The organism is Streptomyces kunmingensis (assembly GCF_039533535.1).
In the GTDB taxonomy this organism is placed as follows: Bacteria; Actinomycetota; Actinomycetes; order Streptomycetales; family Streptomycetaceae; genus Streptomyces; species Streptomyces kunmingensis.
On the sequence record NZ_BAAATS010000040.1, the window covers coordinates 19,995 to 35,853 of the forward strand.

Consider the following 15,859-nt stretch of genomic DNA (forward strand, 5'->3'; position numbering starts at 1 on the left):
CCGGTGTCATGCTGGAAAACAGCAGCGCACCTGCGGAAGGAGCCGCCTGTGCCGCACATCGCCGTGGTCGGATCAGGGCCGAGCGGGGTCTACACCGCGCAGAGCCTCATTCAGCAGAGCAGTCTCCCCGCCGTCCGTGTCGACGTGCTCGACCGGCTGCCGTGCCCGTACGGACTGGTGCGCTACGGCGTCGCGCCCGACCACGAGAAGATCAAATCGCTCCAGGGCACGCTGCGGACGGTGTTGCAGGACGAGCGGATCCGCTTCCTGGGCGGCGTCGAGGTGGGCCCCGCGCTGCCCCCGGCGAAGCTTCTGGAGCTGTACGACGCGGTCGTCTACTGCGTGGGGGCCGCGGCCGACCGGCGGCTCGGAGTGCCCGGCGAGGAGCTGCCCGGGAGCTGGTCGGCGACCGACTTCGTGGCCTGGTACAGCGCGCACCCGGACGCCCGCGACGACGGCTTCGTCACCGGCGTGCGCACGGCCGTCGCGATCGGTGTGGGGAACGTGGCGGTCGACGTGAGCCGCATGCTGGCCCGCGGCGCCGCCGAGCTCACGCCCACCGACATACCGCAGGCCGCGCTCGGGACGCTGGCCACGAGCGCGGTGCGGGACGTGTACATGGTGGGCCGGCGCGGCCCGTCGCAGGCCCGCTTCACCACCAAGGAACTACGGGAGCTGGGCGCCCTCCCGGGGGTCGGGATCGTCGTGGACGAGGCCGAGCTGGCCCTCGACGCCGGTTACCGGGACCCCGCCGCGATGCCCGCCGCGGTCCGGCGCAACGTGGAAGTGCTGCGCGACTGGGCCGTCCGGCCGCGCCACAGTGCTCCCCGCCGGATCCATCTGCGGTTCTATCTGCGGCCCGTCGAGATCGTCGAGGGGCGTGGGCGGGTCGCGGGGGTGCGGTTCGAGCGGACCCGGCCGGACGGGCTCGGGGGCGTCGTCGGCACGGGCATGTACGAGGAGATCGGGGCGCAGCTGGTGCTCCGGTCGGTGGGTTATCGCGGGGTGCCGCTGGAGGGGCTGCCGTTCGACGCGGTCTCCGGGACGGTGCCGCAGGCGGCGGGCCGGGTGCTGCGCGCGGGCCGGGTCTCCCCCGGCGAGTACGTCGCGGGCTGGATCAAGCGCGGCCCGACCGGTGTCATCGGTACGAACCGGCCCTGCGCCAAGGAGACCGTGACGTCCCTGACCGCCGACCTCCGCGCTTTCGCGGGCACGGAAGCCGGCCGGGATCCGCTGGACGGGCTGGTCGCCGCCGGAGTCCGGCCCGTGGAGTGGGACGGCTGGCAGGGGATCGAGCGGGCCGAGGCGGCGCTCGGGCGCTCGCTGGGACGCGGCTCCGTCAAGATCGCCGACTGGGCGGGCCTGCTGGACGCGGCGCGCGGCGCGCCGGAAGCGTGAGGCAGGCTGTTGCGGATCAGTGCTCGCTGAGCCGGTCGGCCTGGCGGGTGGCCGCGTCGAGGACGCTGTCGAGCAGGCCGGGGAAGAGCGCGTCCAGATCGCCCCTGCGCAGGCCGTTCAGCTTCGCCGTCCCCCGGTAGACCTGCTCGATCACACCGCTCTCGCGCAGCACCCGGAAGTGGTGCGTGGACGTGGACTTGGTGACGGGCAGGTCGAAGTGCGAGCAGGACAGCCCCGGGGAGTCGGGCCCCTGGGACGCCGCCATCTCACGGACGACCGCAAGACGCATCGGGTCGGACAGCGCGTGCAGCACCGCTTCGAGGCGGATCTCCGCCCGCTCGGGGTGCGCGAGGGCGCGGCTGCCGGTGGTGTGCGCTGCGACGGTCGTCATGCGGCTCATTGTACGAGATCCCTCGTAGTTTGACAGCTGCCGTACTACGGTGCCTATCGTACTAGGAGAGAATCCGAGCCCCGTACGAATGGAGTCCGCCGTGAGCGCGCTGTTCGAGCCGTACACCCTGCGGTCGCTGACTGTCCCGAACCGCGTCTGGATGCCGCCGATGTGCCAGTACAGCGCCGCCCCCGAGGGCCCGCTGACCGGTGCCCCCACGGACTGGCACCTCCAGCACTACGGCGCCCGGGCGGCCGGCGGCACCGGCCTGATCATCGTCGAGGCCACCGGGGTCAGCCCCGAGGGCCGGATCTCCCCGTACGACCTGGGGATCTGGAACGACGAGCAGGTGGACGCGTTCCGTCGGATCACCTCGTTCCTGCGGTCCCAGAACACGGTGGCGGGCATCCAGCTCGGTCATGCCGGGCGCAAGGCGTCGACCGAGCGTCCCTGGAAGGGCGGCGCGCCCCTCGGCCCCGAGGAGCACGGCTGGCAGGCCGTCGCGCCCAGCGCGGTGCCGTTCGACGACCGGCACGCGGTGCCGACCGAGCTGACGGTCGAGGGCATCTCCGAGATCGTCCAGCAGTTCGCGGACGCGGCACGACGGTCCCTCGACGCCGGGTTCGAGGTCGTCGAGATCCACGGCGCGCACGGCTATCTGATCGGCGAGTTCCTGTCGCCGCACAGCAACCGCCGCACCGACGCGTACGGCGGCTCGTACGAGAACCGCACCCGGTTCGCGCTCGAGGTCGTCGACGCGGTGCGCGCGGTGTGGCCCGACGGGCTCCCGCTGTTCTTCCGTATCTCCGCCACCGACTGGCTGGAGGAGAACGGCTGGACCGCGGACGACACCGTGCGCTTCGCCGCCGAGTTGCAGGCGCACGGCGTGGACCTGATCGACGTGTCGACGGGCGGCAACGCCGCGGGCGTCCGCATCCCGGTCGAGCCCGGTTACCAGGTCCCGTTCGCGGCGCGTGTGCGCGGCGAGGCCGGCGTACCGGCCGCCGCCGTCGGTCTGATCACGGAGCCGCAGCAGGCCGAGAAGATCATCGTCGACGGTGAGGCCGACGCGGTGCTGCTCGGCCGCGAGCTGCTGCGCGACCCGTCGTTCGCCCGCCACGCGGCGCGTGAACTGGGCGCCGACGTGCACGTCCCGGACCAGTACCACCGGTCCGTCTGAGACGCGGGGCCGTTGCGGGTCGCGCTGTCCTCAGACGGCCCGCAGCGGCGGTATCGCCGGCACCTCGATCGCGCTGTCGATGTCGTCCTGCGTCAGCTTGAAGAGGTCCGGGTAGGCGTCGCGCCGGGTCCGGCGGGCGGGTTCGATGGTGCGCCACGTGTAGAGGCAGCGGTCGCACTGGAGCACGTCCCAGACGCCGGGCACGGGCGAGGTGGCGAGCCTGCCGACCGCCTCGAAAGCACAGCGGGGGCACTCAAGGTGCTGATCGTTCACGGGAGTTGACCTTCCTGAAGACGGTACGGGTACAGAGACAGGCCCTCAGTGGCGGGCCGCGATGAGGCGCTGGAGGCGGGCCGCCCACTCGGCGGTCTCGGGCAGGTCCTTGGCCGGGGTGGAGAAGTTGCCGCGGATGTCGGGGGCGACCGGCGTCGTCGCGTCGATGATCATCTTGCTGGTGATGCCGGCGGGCTGGGCGGCGGGCGCGAGTTCGAGGACCGACAGGTTCGGGATGACGACGACGTCGTCCTTCGGGTTGACCTTCGCGGACATCGCCCACATGACCTGCGGCAGGTTGAAGGGGTCCACGTCCTCGTCGACGAGGATCACCTGGGAGACGTAGCCGAGTCCGTGCGGTGTCGTCATCGCGCGCATGCCGACGGCCTTGGCGAAGCCGCCGTACCGCTTGGCGGTGGAGATCACCACCATCAGGCCGTGGGTGTACATGGCGTTGACGGCCTGCACCTCGGGGAACTCGGCGCGCAGCTGCTTGAGCAGCGGGACGCAGGTGTTGGGGCCGACGAGGTAGTCGACCTCGGTCCACGGCATGCCGAGGTAGAGCGACTCGAAGACGGGGCTCGTCCGGTACGAGACCCGGTCGACGCGGATGACCGGCATCTTGCGGCCACCCGAGTAGTGACCGGTGAACTCCCCGAAGGGGCCCTCTATTTGGCGCGTGCGGGACTCGATGACGCCCTCGATGACGACCTCGCTGCCCCAGGGCACGTCGAAGCCGGTGAGCGGCGCCGTGGCGATCGGCGCAGGCGCGCCGCGCAGGGCGCCGGCCATCTCGTACTCGCTCTGGTCGTACGCCATCGGCATCCCGGCGACGATCGCCATCACGGGGTCGTTGCCGAGGGTGATCGCGATCGGCAGGTCCTCGCCGACCTCCTCGGCCTTGCGCAGGTGCTGGGCCACGTCGTGCATGGGGACGGGCTGGAAGGCGAGGCGGTCCTTGCCGATGACCTGGATGCGGTAGGTGCCGACGTTCTGCTTGCCGAAGTCGTCCGGGTCCTCGGGGTCGCGGGAGACGACGGCGGCCTTGTCGAGGTAGAAGCCGCCGTCACCGTCGTTGAGGCGGAAGAGCGGCAGGACGGAGAAGAGGTCGACGTCCGCGCCCTCCTGCGTGTTCTCGCGCCAGGGCGCGTCCTCGCGGCGTTCGGGCGCGACGGGGAAGGCGTCCCAGCGGCGGGCGAACTCCTCGACCTGCTCCTTGACCGGCGTGTTCCTCGGCAGTCCGAGGGCGAGCGCGTGGTTGGCCCAGGAGCCGTGCACGTTCAGGGCGATCCGGGCATCCGTGAAGCCCTTGACGTTGTCGAAGTAGAGGGCGGGGGCGTTCTCGCCGATGCGGCCCGTCGCGTTGGCGGCGGCCGCCAGATCGGGTTCGGGCAGCACCTCGTCGGTGATGCGCAGCAGCTGCCCCTCCTGCTCCAGAGTGGAGAGGAAGCTGCGCAGGTCGTCGTAAGCCATATGTCGATTCCTTGTGCGGTGCGTGCAGTGCGTGCAGTGCGTGCGGTACGGGAGGTCAGGCGGCGTCGCGGTCGGCGCGGTCCGCGCGGGCGGCGCGCATGCCCGCCCAGCGGCGGGCGGCGGGCGCGAGCAGCTCGAACTGGTCGAGGATGCGGGCCGTGACGTGGTCGACGATGTCGTCGACGCTGCGGGGGTGGTTGTAGAAGGCGGGCATGGGCGGCACCAACTGCACGCCCATGCGGGCCAGTTCGAGCATGTTGCTCAGGTGGATCTCGCTCAGCGGCGTCTCGCGCGGGACGAGGACGAGCTTGCGGCGCTCCTTGAGGACGACGTCGGCGGCGCGCGCCACGAGCCCTTCGGCGTACCCGGTCCTGATCCCCGCGAGGGTCTTCATCGAGCACGGCACGATGACCATGCCGTCGGTGCGGAACGAGCCGGAGGAGATGGTGGCACCCTGGTCGTCCGGATGGTGCGTGACGTCGGCGAGCGCGGACACGTCGGCGACGGAGAGGCCGGTCTCCAGCTCGATCGTGGTGCGCGCCCAGCGCGAGAGGACCAGATGCGTCTCCACGTCCGGCAGCTCCCGCAGGTTCTCCAGGAGACGGACACCGAACGGCGCGCCCGTCGCCCCCGTCATACCTACGACCAATCGCACAGACCTCTCCTCACACGTCGCTGACCTGTGCTTTCACGGTAGGCGGCAGGACGGACCCGGCAGCGGTACGCTCGGGACTCGGCATGGGGAAAAACGGACAGGATGCGCGGACCGCAGCGGGCGCGGACGTCAGGGAGCTGGCGTACACGCCCAGTGTCGGCGCGCCCGCCGGGGTCGAGGTGATGGAACTCGCCGGCCTGTACGAGCGGGCCCGGCGGCACGACAACGACCCGTACGTCCCGCTGCGCCCCGCCTTCCACCAGTTGATCGGGGCCCGCGGCCGTCCGGTGCGGATGTGGGTGGACTTCGTCGAGCAGGAGTTGCGGCCCGGGGCGTGGCTGTGGCTCCGCGCGGGGCAGGTGCAGCGGTTCGGTGCGGACCTGGCGGCGGCGGACGGGGTGATCGTGCTGTTCCAGGCGGGCTTCCTGCCGCCCGCGACGGTCTCGGCCGCGCACATGGATCCGCCGTACGAACAGCGCCCGCTGGAACCGCGGGGGCCCGACGCCGAGGCGGTGGCCCGGGCGCTCGACCACCTCCGGTTCGAGTACGGGGCGATGGCCTCGCTGCCGCTGGCGGCCCATACCGAGGTGCTGCGCGCCCTGCTGTCCGTGCTGGTCATGCGCCTGGCGGCGGTGCGCGGTCCGGCGCCGGACGCGGCGGGCGCCTCCGGCACGTTCCGCCGTTTCCACGCGGCCGTCGAGCGGGACCACGCGGTGACCCGGCGCGTCGAGGACTACGCGGCGGCGCTCGGCTACAGCCCGCGCACGCTGACCCGGGCGGCGCTCGCCGCGACGGGCCGTACCGCGAAGCAGTACGTCGACGACCGGGTCCTGCTGGAGGCGAAGCGGCTGCTGTGGCACAGCGGCCTGCCCGCGCGGGAGGTGGCGGACCGCCTCGGGTTCGCCGATCCGAGCGACTTCACCAAGTTCTTCCGGCTGCGGGCGGGCGAGACACCGGGCGCGTTCCGCGAAGGTTCGCGGAACGGTTAACTTGCCTTCCATTTGCAAGTTTCAATACCGTGTGATCATGCGGCTGACGCGATTCACTGACCTTGCCCTGCGCATACTGATGCGCCTGGCGGTGGAAGAGGGCGAGACCCCGACCACGCGCGAGGTCGCGGGCGCCATGGACGTGCCGTACACCCATGCCGCGAAGGTCGTCGCGAAGCTCCAGCACCTCGGCCTCGTCGAGGCGCGGCGCGGCCGGGGCGGCGGCCTCACGCTCACCTCAGCCGGCCGCGATGCCTCGGTCGGCGCCCTGGTGCGGGAGCTCGAAGGGCCGGGGGACGTCGTGGACTGCGAGGGGGCCAACCCCTGCCCCCTGCGCTCGGCGTGCCGGCTGCGGGGCGCGCTCCGGCAGGCACAGGAAGCATTCTTCGCCTCCCTCGACCCCGTGACGCTCAACGAGCTGGTCGAGGCGCCGACCGGGCCGCTGCTCATCTCCCTCTCCCCCACGCCTTCGGCGGACTGACCCACCCCCCGTGCGGTCCATGGCGACCCACCTCATAAAATATGAATCCCGGATGCAAGATTAAGGATTCAACGATGCTCACCGAACCCTCGGCCCTCGTCGTCCGCGCCACGCTGCCCGCCGTCGGCGCGGCCATCGAGGACATCACCGGCCTCTTCTACGAGAAGCTGTTCGCCGCGCACCCGGAGCTGCTGCGCGATCTGTTCAACCGCGGCAACCAGGCGGCGGGCTCCCAGCGGCAGGCGCTCGCGGGCTCCATCGCGGCCTTCGCCACGTATCTCGTGGACCACCCCGACGAGCGGCCCGACGCGATGCTCCGGCGCATCGCGCACAAGCACGCCTCGCTGGGCGTGCGGGCCGAGCAGTACCCGGTCGTCCACCAGCACCTGTTCGCCGCCATCGCCGAGGTCCTGGGCGACGCGGTCACGCCGGAGGTCGCGGCCGCCTGGGACGAGGTGTACTGGCTCATGGCGAACGCCCTGATCGCGAGCGAGAAGCGGCTGTACGCGGAGCAGGACGTGACCGAGGGCGACGTGTGGCGGGAGTGGGAGGTCGTGGACCGCACCGAGGAGACCCCCGAGGTCGCCTCCTTCCGGCTGCGCCCCGCCGACGGCCGCCCGGCGCCCGCTTTCCGGGCCGGGCAGTACGTCTCCGTGCAGGTCCAACTGGCCGACGGGGCACGGCAGATACGCCAGTACAGCCTGACGGGCGCGCCCGACGCGGCGACCCGGTCGATCGCGGTCAAGCGGGTCGGGGACGGCGCCGCGACACCCGAGGGCGAGGTCTCCGCGCACCTGCACGCGCGGGTACACGCGGGCGACCGGCTGCGCGTCTCGGCGCCGTACGGGGATCTGGTCCTCGACTCGGCCGAGGCGCCCCTGCTGCTCGCCTCCGCGGGGATCGGCTGCACCCCGATGCTGGCGATGCTGGAGCAGTTGCACGCCGACGGGCACCCCGGTCCCGTGACGGTCGTGCACGCCGACCGCTCCCCCGACACGCACGCACTGCACGGCCACCACGAGGCGCTGACCGGCAAGCTCGCCGACGCGTCCGCGCACTTCTGGTACGAGAGCGACGCGAGCTCCGAGACCACGGCCTCCGGGTACCGCACCGGCCGCGTCGACCTCAAGGACGTCCCGGTCGCGGCCGGCACCCGCGCCTACCTGTGCGGCCCGCTGCCGTTCATGCGCGCGGTGCGCGAGCAGCTCCTCGGCAAGGGCGTGGCCGCCGCCGACATCCACTACGAGGTCTTCGGCCCGGACCTCTGGCTCGCCCGGGCCTGAGAGCCTGTCTTTGCAGACAGACTCCGAGCGTCGGCCCCCGCCCGCGCGCCGGACGCCGTCTTCACCGGCGCGAACTCTTCTGTCAGGGTGACCACTTCATGGTGCAACCACTCTGCGAGGAGCCGCGATGAGCCGCCGCGCGTCCAAGAAGCGTGCCGTCACCCTGTCCGCGCTGGTCTGCCTGCTGGCCCTGACCGCCGCCGCGCCCGCGGCGCCCGGGGCCACGCGCCGTCCGCCGCAGAAGCCGGGCAGCCTGCTGGACTCCGTACCGCGGTCGGGGGTGCTGCGGGTGTGCACGACGGGCGACTACCGGCCGTTCACGTACAAGGACCCGAAGGACGGGGCGTACAGCGGCGTCGACATCGAGATGGCGGGCGATCTCGCGAAGAGCCTCGATGCCGAGGCCCGCTTCGTGGACACCACGTGGGCCGGCCTGGTGGACGATCTGTCGGCGGGGAAGTGCGATGTCGCGGTGGGCGGCGTCTCCGTCACCCTGCCGCGCGCCCGCCGGGTCCACTTCAGCGAGCCGACCCGCGAGGACGGCAAGACGCCGGTCGTGCGCTGCGCCGACAAGGACACGTACAAGACGATCGCGGACATCGACAAGCCCGGCACCGAGGTGATCGTCAACCCCGGAGGGACGAACGAGGAGTTCGCCCGAGCGAACATCGAGAAGGCCACCATCACGGTCCATCCGGACAACACCACGATCTTCGACGAGATCGTGGCGGGCCGGGCGGACGTGATGATGACCGACGCGAGCGAGACGCTCTACCAGGCGAAGATCCACCCCGAGCTGTGCTCGGTCCACCCCGACGAGCCGTTCACGTTCTCCGAGAAGGCGTACGCGACGCCGCGCGGCGACCGCGACTTCCAGGAGTACGTGGACCGGTTCGTGCACCTGGCGACGCACGACGGGACGTACGCCAAGTACGAGGCGGAGTGGATGAGTTGAGGCGTGTGAATTCCGATGGACGGGTTGCGTTTCAGAGAAGTACCGGCGTGAGGTCGGGGCGCTCCCCGGCTTCGTACGCGTCCTCGTCGAAGGGGTAGAGCGGGCGCTCGACCCGGTGGTGGCCCAGGCGCAGCAGGTCCTGGTCGACGCCGCCGGGGGTGAGGGCGAGCAGCCAGTCGGCGGCCATGTCGTACAGCTCGGGCTCCAGGTAGCCGATCTTGACGACGACGAGGTCGTACGTGCGCGGGTCGATGCCGAGGCCGCCCTCGGCCGGGCCCGTGAAGTCGGCGAGCGTGTGGAAGGGCTTGCGGCGCTCGACGAGGATAACGGTGAGGCCGCCGACGCGGACGGCCGCCATGTCGACGCCGCGGTCGTAGGCGCCGCCCGCTGCCGGGTACGCCTGGTCGGCGGCGCGCTGCAACGCCTCGACGGTGCCGGTCAGTTCGTAGGGGCCGCCGTGGTTCGCGTCGACCTTGCCGCCGACCGAGAGCGTCACCTCGGCGCCGACCCCGGCCGCGAAGCAGGCGGCGACGGCGGCCGGGTCGGTGATGCCCGGGTGGACGGCCGTCACCTCGCCGCTGCGGATCGCGTCGTGTTCGAGGAGCCTGGCCAGCATGTAGGCGAGGTCGCCCGCGCCGCCCGCCGTCGGGTTGTCTCCGGAGTCACTGATGAGGAAAGGGCGCTTGTCGGAGGCGACGGCCTTGTCGATGCATTCCTCGGCGCTGCCGGTCGGGCCGACGAACACGAAGTCCTTGCGGGCGTCCCAGTAGCGGCGGGCGAGCAACTCGGCTTCGCGGGCGGCGAGTTCGGCATCCTCGCCGGTGACAACGATGGCGGCCTTGCAGCGCGGCTCGTCGGCCCAGGCGTAGCCCACCCACATCGCGGCGTCGAGGATGCCGTCCTTCTTCTCGATGTCGGCGAGCGAGGCGTAGAGGGACTTGGCGGGCTCCAGGCGGGTGCTGGTCTTCTCGCCGGGCAGGAGGACCGGGACCTGGACCCAGGCGCGGTGCGGGCGGACGTTCTCGCGCAGGCAGTGCACGAGGTTGCGGGCGGCGCGCTCGCGGGTGTCCCAGGCGTCCTCGTGCGGGGCGAGCCGGTGGGCGGTGAGCAGGTCGATCGGCTCGGCGAACCGGCGCGAGACGTTGCCGTGCAGGTCCATGGCGGTGGAGATCATGGGGCGGCCGCCGTCGGGGGTGCCGACGTGGTCGAGGGCGGCGCGGACGGCTTCGGTCAGGTCGCCCTCGGCGTCGGTGAGGCCGATGACGCTCATGGCACCGTGGATGTCGTAGACCAGGCCGTCGAGCGGGCCCGCTTCCCGTATCCGGGTGACCAGTTCGTTCTTCAGGGTCAGGTACGACTCGGCCTCCACCGGGCCGCCGGGCAGCGACGTCGCGTGCAGCAGCGGCACCCACTCGACGAGACCGGCGAGGTCGCTGTCCGCCCGCGTCCACGTGTAGCGGTCGAGCAGGTCCTGGCCGCGGGTCTGCCGGAAGTCGTCGGCGGTGGAGCGGTGGGGGCAGAACGTGGAGGACTCGATGCCGATGCCGCCGATGCCGATACGCAGACGGCGGGCGGGTGCGGGGGTGGTGCCGGTCATGCGGGGGCGCTCTCTTCCTGAGGTACGGAGGTCCGAGGTGCGGAGGTCTGAGGTGCCGACGTCCGAGGTGCGGGGGCGGCTGTCGAGAGGTTCTGGTGCAGCGCCGTCAGGCCCGCGCCGAGCAGACCCGCGTCGGGTCCCGCCGTCGTGGTGGTGATCTCCAGGTCCGCGGTGGCGAGCGGCAGGCAGCGCTCGTAGAGCACACCGCGGACGGCCGCGACGAGGGGTTCGGCGGTGGCGAGGACGCCGCCGAGGGCGACGGCCTGCGGGTTGAAGAAGTTCACGACGACCGACAGGACGGTGCCGATGTGGCGGCCCGCGGTGCGCACGAGGGTGGTGGCGACGGGGTCGCCGTCGGCGACGAGCTGGAGGAGTTCGCTCGTGTCCGCCACGTCGATGCCCTGCGCGGCGAGTTCGCGGATCAGGGCGGCGCCGCTGGCGACGGTCTCCAGGCAGCCGATGTTGCCGCAGCTGCACGGCCGCTCGCCCGCCGCCTCGACGCGTACGTGACTGATGTCGCCGGCGCTGCCGGTCGCGCCGTCGTGCGGGCGGCCCGCGACGACGATGCCGCTGCCGATGCCGCGGCCCGCCTTGACGACGACCATGTGGTCGAGGTCGGGCCGGGTCGTGCGGTGCTCGCCGACGGCCATCATCGTCGCGTCGTTGGCGACGGTGACGGGCATGCCGAGCCGCTCGGCGAGGACGTCGCGCAGCGGGAACCGGTGCCAGCCCGGCATGCGCGAGGGGCTCAGGACGCGTCCGTCGGCAGGCGCGACGGGGCCCGGGAAGGCCACGCCGAGCGCGCGGACCGTACGCCCGGACTCCCGCTGCGCCGCGGCGAGCCGGTCGACCTGCGCACACAGCCAGTCGACGGCCGAGTCGGGGCCCGCGGTGATGTCGTGCGGCAGGTCGACGGCGTCGTGGACGGTGCCGCCGAGGTCGACCGCGCCGAGCCGGGCGTGATGGCTGCCGAGGTCCGCGGCGAGCGCGACGCCGCCCTGCGCCTTGACCCGCAGCAGGCGCGGCCGGCGCCCGCCGCGCGACGCGCCCTCGCCGGATTCGGTCAGGACGCCGGCCGTGACGAGCTCCTGCACGCGCAGCGAGACCGTGGACGGGGCGAGCCCCAGCTCCCGGACGAGATCGGCGCGGGAGGAGGCGGCGCCGGACGAGACGAGCCCGAGTATGTGCTGCGCCGAGCCCGGCTCACCGTCGTGCGCTGTGTCGGCCATGCCGCCCCCTGGTCCATCTGCTGCGGTGCGTTCGGTCGCTTGGTTCGTGAAGTTGGTTCGAGATGTTGCTTCGATCCCGGACCGAACAGTAACCATCATCGAACCAAGTTGACCAGCCTCTCTCATTTTTGAAGTACTTTCCGAATGAACCTATTGACTTGATTCGAACGGTCGACTTAGCGTTCGGGCGCCCCTCCGTCGATCCGTGGCACGGAGCCGGCTCCTGTCCCCTTGGAGGCCCTTCGGCATGCGTTCCCTCAGGTCAACGGCGTCCGCCGCGCTCGCCCTCGCGGCGACGCTGGTGGCGCTCACCGGCTGCACGCACGAGGGCGGCCGGATCGCGATGGGCCCCACCGGCGGCACCCCCGTCGAAGGCGGCACGGCCACCATGGCGCTGCCGCCGGCGGCCACGCCCAACTGGATCTTCCCGATCGGCGCACCCGGCTACGGCGGCTCGTACAACTACGGGATCCAGACGCTTCTGTACATGCCGGTCTACGACGCCGTGCAGGAGAAGGGCGAGCTGACCACGACCGGTCCGAGCACGCTCGGCCTGAAGCCGGCGTACGCCGACGGGAACACGACCGTCACCGTGCCGCTGCGCCAGGGCGTCACCTGGTCGGACGGCACGCAGGTCACCGCCCGTGACCTGGAGTTCTGGTTCAACCTCGTCAAGGCGAACAAAGCCGACTGGGGGAACTACTCGGTCGGCACGATGCCCGACAACGTGAAGAAGTTCGAGGTCGTCGACGACCACACGGTGCGCCTCCACCTCGACCGCGCGTACAACCCGGACTGGTTCACGGCGAACCAGCTCACCTTGATGCGCGCGCTGCCGCAGCACGCCTGGGACGCCACGCGGGACGGCGGGAGGATCGGCGACCACGACCGGACGACGAAGGGCGCCAAGGCGGTCTTCGCCCGGCTCACGCAGCACGCGAAGAGCCTGGGTTCGTACGGCAGCGACCCGCTCTGGAAGACGGTCAACGGGCCCTGGAAGCTGGCCGGCTGGCGGGACACGGGGCAGGTGACGATCGTCCCGAACGAGAAGTACACCGGGCCGAAGTCCGAGCGGCCGCACCTGGACAAGGTGGTCTTCAAACCGTTCACCACCTCCGACTCCGAGTACAACGTGCTGCGGGCGGGCGGCGTCGACTACGGCTACATCCCGCCGTCGGTGATGGCCCAGAAGGAGAAGTTCGAGGGCAAGGGGTACCGCGTCGACCCGTGGGAGGGCTGGGCGGCCACCTACATCGTCTACAACTTCAACTCCACGCACGCGGGCCCCGCCATGAACCAGCTCTACGTCCGGCAGGCGATGCAGCACCTCGTCGACCAGAACGCGATGACCAAGGTCATCTGGCAGGGCAGCGCCACGGCGACCCTGGGCCCGGTGCCGGTCACGCCGAAGAGCCAGTACCTGTCGAAGGAGATGGAGCACAACCAGTACCCCTTCTCCGTCGCCAAGGCCACGTCGCTGCTGGCCGAGCACGGTTGGAAGACCGTGGACGGTGTCGCGCGCTGCATGCGTCCCGGCTCCGGAGACGACGAGTGCGGCAAGGGGATCGGGAAGAACGATCCGCTGGAGCTGACCCTGCTCTCGCAGTCCGGTTCGACCGAGACGACGAACATGATGCAGGAGCTGAAGTCGTCGCTCAGCAAGGCCGGCATCGACCTGACCGTGCGCCAGCAGCCGCTCAACTCCGTCCTCGGCAACTCCGTGCCGTGCAAGGCGAAGGACTCCGGCTGCGACTGGGACATGTCCTTCTTCGGCACCGCCGGCAGCTGGTACTACCCGCTCAACCCGAGCGGCGAGCAGCTCTTCTCGACCGGCGCGTCCGCCAACTTCGGCAACTACAGCGACAAGAAGGCCGACCGGCTCATCCGGGCCGTGCAGTACGCGCCCGACATGACGGCCGTCCACGAGTACGGCGAGTACCTCGCCGAGCAGCTCCCGGTGATGTGGATGCCGAACCCCGCCTACCAGGTCTCCGTCATCCGCAACGACCTGCGGGGCATCGAGCAGAACCCGACGGTCACGTTCGCGCCGCAGCACTGGTACTACGTCAAGAAGGGAGCCACCAAGTGACCGGCTTTCTGGTCAAGCGTTTCCTTCAGGCGCTCGTCGTCCTGTTCCTCGTCTCGATCATCGTCTTCACCCTGCTGCATCTGCTGCCGGGCGGCCCGGCCCGCGCGATCCTCGGCCCGAAGGGCACGCCGCAGCAGATCGAGCACTTCAACCACCAGCAGGGCTACGACCGTTCGCTGCCGACGCAGTACTTCATGTACCTGAAGCGGCTGTTCACCGGTGACCTCGGAGACTCGTACAAGCTGAACTCCCCGGTCTTCGAGCTGCTGAAGCAGCGGCTGCCCAAGACGCTGCTCCTCACCGTCCTGTCGACGGTGCTCGCGGTCGTCATCGCGGTCCCGCTCGGCCTGCTCCAGGCGGTACGGCGCGGCAAGGCGTCCGACTACGCGCTCACGGGTCTGGCCTTCCTGCTGTACGCGACGCCGGTGTTCTTCCTCGGCCTCATCATGATCATCCTGTTCGCGCAGGTGCTGCCGATCTTCCCGGCGGAGGCGCCCCAGGGCGAGACGATCGGCCAGCTCCTCGGCGACTTCACGGGGTTGATCCTGCCGGTCGTGACGATGGCGTTCGGCATCGTCGCCATGTTCAGCCGCTACATGCGCTCCGCCGTCCTGGACAACCTCACCGAGGAATACGTGCGCACGGCCATGGCGAAGGGCCAGTCGAATCGCCGGATCATGGTCAAGCACGTGCTGCGCAACGCGCTGATCCCCCTCGCGACCCTGCTCGGCCTGTACCTGCCGACCCTCTTCAGCGGCGCGCTCGTCGTCGAGTCGATGTTCAACTACCCGGGCATGGGCCTGCTGTTCTGGAACGCCGCGCAGGGTTCGGACTTCCCCGTGCTGCTCGGTGTGACCCTCGTCGTCGGCATCGCGACCGTCCTCGGCTCGCTGCTCACCGACATCCTGTACGCCGTCCTCGACCCCCGGATCCGGAGCGTGGCATGACGACCGCTGTGACCCCCCAGATACCCGGGCACGAAGAGGCCGCGCAGGCGACCCCGTCCCTCGCCCGCCGCACGCTGCGCGTCTTCACCGGCAACAAGCTGGCCCTGTCCGGTGTCGTCCTGCTCGTCCTGCTGCTCGCCTTCTGCTACCTGGGCCCGCTGGTGCACCCCACCGAGCAGGTCCTGACGAACCTCTCGCAGGCCAACCTCGCGCCGGGCACCGCGGGGCATCTCCTCGGCACCACCGACCTCGGGTACGACATGGTCGGCCGGCTGATGGTCGCCGGACGGACCTCGCTCGAGATCGGTCTGGCGGCAGGGCTGCTGGCCACTCTCTTCGGGACCGTGTACGGCGCCGTCGCCGGGTACTTCGGCGGCTGGGTCGACGCCGCGATGATGCGGATCACGGACGCCGCGCTCGCCATCCCCGCGATGTTCCTGCTCGTCGTCGTCGCCGCGATCATCACGCCCAGCAAGGGCGTCCTCATCCTCATCATCGCGGGCGTCGCCTGGCTCTCCCCCGCCCGCCTGGTGCGCGGCGAGGCGCTGTCGCTGCGCAACCGGGAGTACGTGCAGGCGATGCGGATGATGGGCGGCGGCGGCGCCCGCGCGGTCTTCAAGCACATCGTGCCCAACGCCATCGGCACGGTCATCGTCAACTGCACGTTCCAGATCGCCGACGCCATCCTCTACGTCAGCTATCTCGCCTTCCTCGGCCTGTCCATCCCGCCGCCGTCCGCCGACTGGGGCTCGATGCTGTCCGCCGGCATCACCTACACGCAGAACGGCTACTGGTGGCTGATCTTCCCGCCGGGCATCGCGATCGTCCTCGTCGTCGCCGCGTTCAACTTCATCGGCGACGGGCTGCGGGACGCCTTCGAAGTACGGCTGCGCAAGTAGGAGCCAGATCGTGAACTCTA

At 71.0% G+C, this 15,859-nt stretch carries 15 protein-coding genes; 9 read left to right on the forward strand and 6 right to left on the reverse strand.

Annotated features, from left to right (window positions below; genetic code table 11):
* The first annotated feature begins 48 nt into the window (after nucleotides 1-48).
* The gene (locus ABD366_RS37200; protein WP_324772944.1) at nucleotides 49-1,398 is read left to right on the forward strand and encodes a ferredoxin--NADP reductase domain-containing protein; all 1,350 of its coding nucleotides are present in this window, start codon (nucleotides 49-51) and stop codon (nucleotides 1,396-1,398) included.
* Nucleotides 1,399-1,414: 16 nt separating this feature from the next.
* Here ABD366_RS37200 and ABD366_RS37205 read toward each other — a convergent pair whose 3' ends face one another.
* Nucleotides 1,415-1,789, reverse strand: coding sequence for an ArsR/SmtB family transcription factor (locus tag ABD366_RS37205; protein ID WP_324772943.1), 375 nt, complete (start codon nucleotides 1,787-1,789; stop codon nucleotides 1,415-1,417).
* Nucleotides 1,790-1,889: 100 nt separating this feature from the next.
* On the opposite strand from ABD366_RS37205, the gene ABD366_RS37210 reads away from it, so the two are divergent.
* Complete coding sequence (locus ABD366_RS37210) at nucleotides 1,890-2,969, forward strand: NADH:flavin oxidoreductase/NADH oxidase (protein ID WP_324772942.1); 1,080 nt, start codon at nucleotides 1,890-1,892, stop codon at nucleotides 2,967-2,969.
* A 30-nt stretch (nucleotides 2,970-2,999) separates the two neighbouring features.
* Here ABD366_RS37210 and ABD366_RS37215 read toward each other — a convergent pair whose 3' ends face one another.
* Genes ABD366_RS37215 through ABD366_RS37225 form a run of 3 tightly spaced genes read right to left on the reverse strand, consistent with a single transcriptional unit; the run spans nucleotide 3,000 to nucleotide 5,370 of the window.
* Nucleotides 3,000-3,242 (reverse strand): non-oxidative hydroxyarylic acid decarboxylases subunit D, encoded by a 243-nt coding sequence (locus ABD366_RS37215; RefSeq protein ID WP_324772940.1) that lies wholly within the window; start codon nucleotides 3,240-3,242, stop codon nucleotides 3,000-3,002.
* Nucleotides 3,243-3,287: 45 nt separating this feature from the next.
* Complete coding sequence (gene vdcC, locus ABD366_RS37220) at nucleotides 3,288-4,715, reverse strand: non-oxidative vanillic acid decarboxylases subunit C (protein ID WP_324772938.1); 1,428 nt, start codon at nucleotides 4,713-4,715, stop codon at nucleotides 3,288-3,290.
* 55 nt (nucleotides 4,716-4,770) lie between these two features.
* Nucleotides 4,771-5,370 (reverse strand): non-oxidative hydroxyarylic acid decarboxylases subunit B, encoded by a 600-nt coding sequence (locus ABD366_RS37225; RefSeq protein ID WP_324772936.1) that lies wholly within the window; start codon nucleotides 5,368-5,370, stop codon nucleotides 4,771-4,773.
* Nucleotides 5,371-5,453: 83 nt separating this feature from the next.
* Between ABD366_RS37225 and ABD366_RS37230 the strand changes: the two genes are divergently transcribed.
* The 4 genes from ABD366_RS37230 to ABD366_RS37245 all read left to right on the forward strand — a co-directional run bounded on the left by ABD366_RS37230 (nucleotide 5,454) and on the right by ABD366_RS37245 (nucleotide 9,078).
* Entirely contained in the window at nucleotides 5,454-6,359 is a 906-nt protein-coding gene (locus ABD366_RS37230) for a helix-turn-helix transcriptional regulator (protein ID WP_324772934.1), read from the forward strand.
* A gap of 37 nt (nucleotides 6,360-6,396) precedes the next feature.
* Nucleotides 6,397-6,840: an RrF2 family transcriptional regulator gene (locus ABD366_RS37235; RefSeq protein WP_324772932.1), complete on the forward strand. Its 444-nt coding sequence runs from the start codon at nucleotides 6,397-6,399 to the stop codon at nucleotides 6,838-6,840.
* Nucleotides 6,841-6,914: 74 nt separating this feature from the next.
* Nucleotides 6,915-8,123 (forward strand): globin domain-containing protein, encoded by a 1,209-nt coding sequence (locus tag ABD366_RS37240; RefSeq protein ID WP_324772930.1) that lies wholly within the window; start codon nucleotides 6,915-6,917, stop codon nucleotides 8,121-8,123.
* A gap of 127 nt (nucleotides 8,124-8,250) precedes the next feature.
* Nucleotides 8,251-9,078, forward strand: coding sequence for a transporter substrate-binding domain-containing protein (locus tag ABD366_RS37245; protein ID WP_324772928.1), 828 nt, complete (start codon nucleotides 8,251-8,253; stop codon nucleotides 9,076-9,078).
* 31 nt (nucleotides 9,079-9,109) lie between these two features.
* Here ABD366_RS37245 and ABD366_RS37250 read toward each other — a convergent pair whose 3' ends face one another.
* Together ABD366_RS37250 and ABD366_RS37255 are read right to left on the reverse strand one after the other, a co-directional pair.
* Complete coding sequence (locus ABD366_RS37250; protein ID WP_324772926.1) at nucleotides 9,110-10,675, reverse strand: M81 family metallopeptidase; 1,566 nt, start codon at nucleotides 10,673-10,675, stop codon at nucleotides 9,110-9,112.
* Complete coding sequence (locus ABD366_RS37255) at nucleotides 10,672-11,904, reverse strand: ROK family transcriptional regulator (protein ID WP_324772924.1); 1,233 nt, start codon at nucleotides 11,902-11,904, stop codon at nucleotides 10,672-10,674. Before ABD366_RS37255 ends, ABD366_RS37250 begins: the two co-directional genes overlap by 4 nt.
* A gap of 247 nt (nucleotides 11,905-12,151) precedes the next feature.
* On the opposite strand from ABD366_RS37255, the gene ABD366_RS37260 reads away from it, so the two are divergent.
* The 3 genes from ABD366_RS37260 to ABD366_RS37270 are packed head-to-tail and all read left to right on the forward strand — an operon-like array spanning nucleotide 12,152 to nucleotide 15,839.
* Complete coding sequence (locus tag ABD366_RS37260) at nucleotides 12,152-13,993, forward strand: peptide ABC transporter substrate-binding protein (protein ID WP_324772922.1); 1,842 nt, start codon at nucleotides 12,152-12,154, stop codon at nucleotides 13,991-13,993.
* Complete coding sequence (locus ABD366_RS37265) at nucleotides 13,990-14,940, forward strand: ABC transporter permease (RefSeq protein ID WP_324772920.1); 951 nt, start codon at nucleotides 13,990-13,992, stop codon at nucleotides 14,938-14,940. The genes ABD366_RS37260 and ABD366_RS37265 overlap by 4 nt, the downstream gene beginning before the upstream one ends.
* Nucleotides 14,937-15,839 (forward strand): ABC transporter permease, encoded by a 903-nt coding sequence (locus tag ABD366_RS37270; protein WP_324772918.1) that lies wholly within the window; start codon nucleotides 14,937-14,939, stop codon nucleotides 15,837-15,839. Before ABD366_RS37265 ends, ABD366_RS37270 begins: the two co-directional genes overlap by 4 nt.
* Nucleotides 15,840-15,859 lie beyond the last annotated feature (20 nt).